Raw genomic sequence first — 7046 nt, forward strand, 5'->3', positions numbered from 1 at the left:
AAGCCAATAGAGTGGGAGACTGGAAAAAGCATGAAAAAATCTATCGCTATACCGCTGACGATCTCGATTATCGCGATTTCGTTTTCGGCAATTTTCGTGAAGTGGTCAGACGCGCCGTCTTCGATATTGAGCATGTACCGGATGTGGTTCGCCTGCATTCTGATGCTGCCGATCGTTTGGGTCAAGCGCGCAGAATTCAAAAGATTAAGCCGCAAAGAAGCATTCCTGCTGATCTTCTCCGGACTGTTTCTGGCAATGCACTTCGCACTGTGGTTCGAATCGTTGAAGCTGACTACCGTTGCAAGCTCCACGATTATTTTGGCGCTTCAACCGCTTATATCGCTGGTCGTCGGATTCTTTTTGTTCAAAGAACGCACGACGAGAGCTTCGATCGCGGCACTCGCCGTCGCGACGTTTGGAGTGGGCTTGATCGGTTGGGGCGATATTGGACTCAGTGCCCAAGCGATTCGCGGCGATATTTTGTCGTTCTTATGCGTTATCGCGGTAGTGGGTTACTTGTGCATCGGACAAAATGCGGTCAAAAAGGTATCGCATTGGATCTACAGCTTCAGCGTATTTTTCTCGGCGGCTGTGTTCCTCACCCTTTTCAATATCGCAACAACGCAAGAGTTTTTCGCGTATCCGGCCAAAGAGTGGGGCGTATTCGGCCTGCTTGCGGTCGTTCCGACACTGGCGCACGTCATTAACAACTGGCTGCTGAACTACGTGAACGCCACGACGATCTCGATCAGCGTGTTGGGTGAGCCGGTGGGCGCTTCGCTGCTGGCGATCTGGCTGCTCGGCGAGCATATGACCGGACTTCAATTGATCGGCGGCGTGCTGGTGCTTGCAGGCATGTTCATGTTCCTGATCCGTCAGGCGAGCGCGGCGCGTCCGGCATTGGAACGATCTTCGGACGCGCCAACAGCGACAGCGGAAAACCCATAAATCGGCTGTACAGCCGCAGGTACTCTTCGCGTCCGACCGGACCTCCGGCGACCAGCGCTTCGTACCACACCCCGAATTCTTTCATTAAAAAGCCGGAGCCGGCATAACCGTTACGCACATAAAAGTCCCGTCTGCGCAGTCGTTCGGCTGCGTTTGGCGAGTCTTTTTCCGCGGCTTCGATATTGAGCACGATTCGGCTGCCCGCGTACGTTTGGCGAAGCTGCTCCAAAATCCGGCTGCCGTAGCCTTTGGAACGCAAAGACGGCTGAATCGCCAAATACATGACGAACGCCAAATCCCGATCGCGGGACAGCGAAGCGTAGGTGAACCCGATCAGCGTATCTTTTTCGTAATAACCGACAAAGTCGACAAAAGGCTTCCGTGCTTTCCTGAGAAGGATCGACATGGGGGCTCTTTCGTTTGCGGGAAAAGCTTCTTCGTACAACGTTTTGATCAGCGGGAGAACGGAGGAACGTTGGGTGATCGGTTCGGTTCGTAAACGCATATCGAGGCTCCTTTTTGAATTGTGATGTTCGTTTCAAGTGTAAAGCTATGGAATCCCGGCCGCAAATCCTTTATAGTAAAAATGCTTTAGGGTTGTTGCGGGAACATCCGGCGACGAAGGAGGCGATACGATGAATACCGAAAAAACGAGTACGGAAATATGGATCGACGAGCGGCGTTTCGACGTAACCGGACTGCGGGAATTTGTGGTCGAAAGAACGGACGGCCGCGATCGGCGGACATTCGCTTTCGATTTCAAAGTCACCCACGAACAGTACCATGACGTGGCGACGCTGTTGTACAAAGGAACGTTTCGCTTGCGGATTCCGCGGTTTGGATACGACGGCGTAACGGATATTCATAACTACTCCACGTCGTTGGACAATCTGTATGAAAAAGACGCGGTCGGCGACTATCATCTGGAATTGGCCGAGAGCTTGTAACGTAACGATCAAAAAGGAGGAAATTCATGAGCGAACGCGAGATTTTATTGGAACAGCTTCAGGCTTGCCGCAGCAAAAACGGATGGTTCACGTCGATGGCCGCCGCGATCAAAGGATTGACGCAAAAGCAGGCCGATTGGAAAAGCAACGGGGAAATGAATAGCGTGCACGAGATCGTGCGCCATTTGGACTTTTACAACAAACGTTACTTGAATCGGTTTCTCGGTCAGGACGTTCCGGCTTTCGAAGGCGACAACGACGACACGTTCGAACCGTTGGACGGCGAGCAAGGTACCTGGGACGAAGCGCTTAAAGCCTACGATGCCACGATGGAAAGCTGGATCGACGCGGTGGAACAAGCGGAAGACGGCGTTTTGGAAAAATGGACGGGCGATCTGACGCATTTGACGATTCATAACGCTTACCATATCGGGCAAATCGTGTTTATCCGCAAGCAGCAAGGCTCGTGGGACAAGAAATACGGCGTCAGCTAAATGGGCATGGACGCCATGAATAACCGGGAGCATGGGCCTCGGAAAGCGGGGGAACGGAATTGACTTTACAGCAGCTCAGGTATGCAATCGAGGTGGCGGGCTGCGGCTCGATCAACGAGGCGGCCAAACGCCTGTTCATCTCGCAGCCGAGTCTGTCCAATGCGATCAAAGATCTGGAGCAGGAACTCGGCATTACTATTTTTGACCGGACCAATCGGGGCATTACCTTGTCGGCGGACGGCGTCGAATTTATGGCGCACGCCCGGCAGATCGTCGAACAGGCCGAACTGCTGGAAGGACGCTACAAAAACAAACGCCGCACGGCGGTCCATTTTTCCGTGTCGACGCAGCATTACGCATTCGCATCCGAAGCATTCGCCGCATTGATGGAAGGCAGCGACGAAGAAGAGTACGCGTTCTCGCTCAGGGAAACGCAGACTTCGGACATTATCGAAGACGTACGGACGTTGCGGAGCGATCTCGGTATTCTGTACCTGTGCGACCGCAATGCCCGTGTCATGAACAAAATGTTCAGCGACGGAAGCCTTAAATTTACGCCTTTATTCAACACGCAGCCGCATATTTTCGTCGGCGCCTCGCATCCGCTTGCGCGCCGGGGGATGGTTACGGTAGAAGATCTTCAGCCGTATCCGTACGTCACGTTCGATCAGGGGGAGAACAGCTCGCTGCATTTTGCGGAAGAGATGCTGAATTTGCCGGAAGCGGCGCGCAGTATCAAGATCAACGACCGCGCCACGTTGACCAGCTTGCTTGCGAGCACGCATAGCTATACGGTCGGAAGCGGTATTTTGCCAGCGGAGCTTGAAGGTTCGGTGTTGAAATCGGTGCCTGTCGAGACGGGCGAGCTGTTCACTATCGGCTGGATCGCGCACAAAGACCGGCGTCCGAGCCGGGTGGCGGCTTCTTATGTGGAACTGCTCAACGATCTGGTGGCGCGGCGTTATTTTGCAGCCAACCAGTTCTTATTTTAGTCGGAGAAGGCACATTTTTATTCAAGAATTCGGGAGGAACGTATGCAAAGTCCAGTGATTGGCAAAACCCAAACAAACCCGCCTTTTCGCTGCGATCTCGTCGGAAGCTTCCTGCGGCCGCCGGAGCTGATCGAAGCCCGGAAGCTGCATCGGGAAGGGGCGCTTACGGACGAGGGGTTAACGGAGCTTGAGACGGCGGAGATCATCAAGCTGATACAGCGTCAAAAAGAAGCCGGGCTTGCCGTCGTTACGGACGGCGAGTTCCGGCGCTCGTGGTGGCATCTCGATTTCTTTTTCGGGGTGGAAGGCACGCAGAAGATCGATCTGAATGCAGCCGCGGGGCGCACGGATGCGAAGCAGCGGGCGGAAACGTTCCGCGTTGCGAATAAAATTTCGTTCGGCGACCATCCGATGCTTCGGCATTTCGAATCGTTGCGCGATCTTGCGGCGGGAAGCGGCATGATGCCGAAAATGACCATTCCTTCGCCGGCGTTGTTCCATTTCGTCCAACGTTACAACGGCGGCGATGCTTATGCGGGAGACGAAGAGCTGTTCGCGGATATCGTGCAAGTGTACCGGGATGCGATCCAGGCGTTTTACGATGCGGGATGTCGGTACTTGCAGCTTGACGATACCTCCTGGGGGACGCTGTGCAGCCTGCTGCATCGCACGCAGCTGCGCAGTCAAGGCACAGACCCCGATCAGCTCGCGGCCGATTACGTGCGGCTGATCAACGAGTCGATCGCCGAGCGTCCGGACGACATGGTCATTGCGCTGCACGTCTGTCGGGGAAATTTCCATTCGACCTGGTTCGCTTCGGGCGGCTACGAGCCTGTGGCGGAAGCGTTGTTCGGCGGCTGCAAGGTCGATGCTTTTTTCCTGGAGTACGATAACGAGCGCGCGGGAGGCTTCGAACCGCTCCGCTTTATCCGGAATCAATACGTCGTTCTGGGCTTGGTCACGACCAAGCATGGCGGATTGGAAAGCAAAGAAGTGCTGAAATCGCGTATTGCGGAAGCCTCTTCGTTCGTGTCGATCGATCAGCTCTGTCTGAGCACCCAGTGCGGCTTCGCTTCGACCGAAGAAGGCAATCTATTGACGGAAGACGAGCAATGGGAAAAAATCAGGCTCGTCGCGGAGACGGCTGCGGAAGTGTGGCCGGCTTAACTCCGAGCGTGCGCAACCGTCTGCATATAAATCCGACTGCTATACCCCGTTATAACAATTAACGATAACCGGGTATAGCTTTTGGGCGTTACTCGGGCTTTTCTCGAAAATGATATAGTAAGTTTTAATATCGCGGTACAAGTTAGCGAGCAAGAACGAAAGTTGGCTTTAGCTTAACCATACACTTGCCTAAACATGAAACGATAATCCGATATTCCCAAGGAGGAACTTATCCATGAGTACCATTTTCGAGCAAGCCGTTCAACGAGACACCGTACCTTTCCGTCATGACATCGTAGGCAGTTTCCTGCGTCCGCAGGCGATCAAGGATGCGCGTATCCAATTTGCCGCAGGGGAGATCGACGCAGCCGCTCTTCGCAAGATCGAAGACGAAGAGATCATCAAGCTGGTTGAAAAGCAAAAAGAAGTCGGTCTCAAAGGCGTAACGGACGGCGAGTTCCGTCGCTCGTGGTGGCATCTCGACTTCTTCTGGGGACTGGGCGGCGTTAGCAAAAAAGCATCGGATACCGGCTATCTGTTCCATGGCGTGGAATCCCGTGCGGAAACGGCTCTGTTGACCGGGAAAGTCGGCGAAGGCGCGAAGCACCCGATGGTCGAAGACTTCGTGTTCCTGAAAAGCGTAGCCGGCGACGACGCCGTGGCGCGCCAAACCATTCCGGCTCCGGCGCAACTGCTGTTCGAACTGTTCCGCGGCGACAATATCAAAACGGTCGACGAGTTTTACCCGAACCGTCAAGACCTGTACACGGATGTAGCAACGGCTTACCGCGACGCGATCCTGGCCTTCTACGAAGCCGGATGCCGCAACATCCAACTCGACGACTGCACCTGGGGCGCGCTGAGCGACCGTCAATTCCGCGCGATGCAAGAAGAAGCGGGCGTCGACATCGACGAGTTGGCGAAAAGCTTCCTGTACGTCAACAACCTGGCGATCGAGAACCTGCCGGCCGACCTGATCGTAACCACGCATGTATGCCGCGGTAACTACAAATCGACCTATGCCGGAGAAGGCGGCGGCTACGATCCGATCGCGGAAATCCTATTCGCAGGCTCTAACGTATCGGCTTTCTACCTGGAATACGACAGCGAGCGCGCAGGCGGCTTCGAGCCGTTGAAATACGTGAAAGACCAACAAGTCGTATTGGGATTGTTCAGCTCGAAATTCGGCGAGCTGGAAGACAAAGAGCAAATCCTCAAACGCATCGAGGAGGCCGCACAATACGTGGACATCAACCAACTGTGCGTCAGCCCGCAATGCGGCTTCGCTTCGACGGAAGAAGGCAACGTCCTGACGGAAGAACAGCAATGGGCGAAGCTCCGTTTCGTAAAAGAAATCGCCGACTCCGTGTGGGGCGCGTAAAGCCTCTGTTCGTTAAAGAAGCTTGAGAGGCGCTGCGGGAGAAATTCGTTCCGGTCGCGTGTTGTATTTGGGAAGCCGGATTTAAATTTATCAAGGAAGCTTCCCAAATACAAAGGCGAGCGCTATCGCTCCTTCACTGAATTTCTCCCTCCGCTTGAAGCTTCCGTTATAAGCAGGGCTTTTTTAAAGGGAAAGGGAAAAAGGAAATTCAAAATAAAAATGTGTCATATTTCGATAGTCGTAAGCTTATCTTTTCAGTATAGACTTCATATTCATTCATTTTACCAATCCATTTGATTCGGTAAGGGCTGAGGCGGCCATTACGCCTTTATTTCGGGAAGAAATCGCTTTGGTCATAGCCGACGCCGCTTTGCTAACGACAACTTAGGTGTACTTAGCCTTTCGTTTGAGTTGCTCGCGGATGTCGGTTTTTTGCGCTTTTCGCACGTGATTAGGATCTTGCCGGCTGTCCAGATCAACGACCTTTACGTTATAAATAGGATCCCTTGCGCCGCCAAAAGTCGTCCGTCTCGTCTCTCGAAAGACAAACCAGAAAGCAGCTTAGCTACCGCCTTTTTGTAAAACTGACGCTCCAACTTTGTACATAAAAAGTAAAAATTGGGAAAAAATTTGAATATTCTATTAAAAACATTTTATAGAAAATTGCAACTTTTATATTTTTAAGTCGTCTAAATAATAGAAAATAATTAGGAGGGGAAAAATGAGAATTCTAGTTATAGTAAATGCAATTCTTTTATTTTTTTTATTAGGATGTGGAGGTAAAGAATCGGTTATGCAAGAAGATGATTTTCTTAAAAAGGTTGAAACCTCTTTAGTTGAACAAGGAATAAAGGCTGAAAAAGTAGAACCTCCTACGAACGCTGTTGATATAGCTGGAAAGGTAGCTCATCAATATCTCATATCAGCAGAAGGAGTCTCAGAGGATAGTATTTTTATATTTGTTTTCAAATCTGCCAAAGAAGCAAGTGAAGGTCTAAAAGAAGCAAAGACTGCTGTTGCCACTCAAACTAAAGTCGATGAATATAAAAAGGGAAACATACTTGTATTCTATTATGCTTTAGATGGTAACTTAAGCAAATATGATAAGCAAATTAAA

8 protein-coding genes are annotated in these 7046 nt (G+C 51.9%); 7 read left to right on the top strand and 1 reads right to left on the bottom strand.

The window, feature by feature from the left end:
- Positions 1 to 30: 30 nt before the first annotated feature.
- On the top strand, positions 31 to 948 hold the full coding sequence (locus WKI47_RS02555; protein WP_340225618.1) for a DMT family transporter: 918 nt from the start codon (positions 31 to 33) through the stop codon (positions 946 to 948).
- Here WKI47_RS02555 and WKI47_RS02560 read toward each other — a convergent pair.
- Entirely contained in the window at positions 860 to 1453 is a 594-nt protein-coding gene (locus tag WKI47_RS02560; RefSeq protein ID WP_340225619.1) for a GNAT family N-acetyltransferase, read from the bottom strand. The two genes, WKI47_RS02555 and WKI47_RS02560, sit on opposite strands and share 89 nt — an antisense overlap.
- Before the next feature lie 130 nt (positions 1454 to 1583).
- Here WKI47_RS02560 and WKI47_RS02565 point away from each other — a divergent pair, with 130 nt between their 5' ends.
- The 6 genes from WKI47_RS02565 to WKI47_RS02590 form a co-directional block, all read left to right on the top strand.
- Positions 1584 to 1895, top strand: coding sequence for a DUF3219 family protein (locus WKI47_RS02565; RefSeq protein WP_340225620.1), 312 nt, complete (start codon positions 1584 to 1586; stop codon positions 1893 to 1895).
- A 26-nt stretch (positions 1896 to 1921) separates the two neighbouring features.
- A complete protein-coding gene (locus WKI47_RS02570) occupies positions 1922 to 2389 on the top strand; it encodes a DinB family protein (RefSeq protein ID WP_340225621.1) in 468 nt (155 codons plus the stop codon).
- Positions 2390 to 2448: 59 nt separating this feature from the next.
- On the top strand, positions 2449 to 3381 hold the full coding sequence (locus WKI47_RS02575; protein ID WP_340225622.1) for a LysR family transcriptional regulator: 933 nt from the start codon (positions 2449 to 2451) through the stop codon (positions 3379 to 3381).
- 42 nt (positions 3382 to 3423) lie between these two features.
- A complete protein-coding gene (locus WKI47_RS02580; RefSeq protein ID WP_340225623.1) occupies positions 3424 to 4548 on the top strand; it encodes a 5-methyltetrahydropteroyltriglutamate--homocysteine S-methyltransferase in 1125 nt (374 codons plus the stop codon).
- A 235-nt stretch (positions 4549 to 4783) separates the two neighbouring features.
- A complete protein-coding gene (locus WKI47_RS02585) occupies positions 4784 to 5929 on the top strand; it encodes a 5-methyltetrahydropteroyltriglutamate--homocysteine S-methyltransferase (RefSeq protein WP_340225624.1) in 1146 nt (381 codons plus the stop codon).
- A 721-nt stretch (positions 5930 to 6650) separates the two neighbouring features.
- Positions 6651 to 7046, top strand: a 396-nt coding sequence (locus WKI47_RS02590) for a hypothetical protein (protein ID WP_340225625.1), incomplete at its 3' end; no start/stop codon positions are given.

It is taken from the genome of Saccharibacillus sacchari (genome assembly GCF_037722395.1).
GTDB lineage: Bacteria > Bacillota > Bacilli > Paenibacillales > Paenibacillaceae > Saccharibacillus > Saccharibacillus sacchari_A.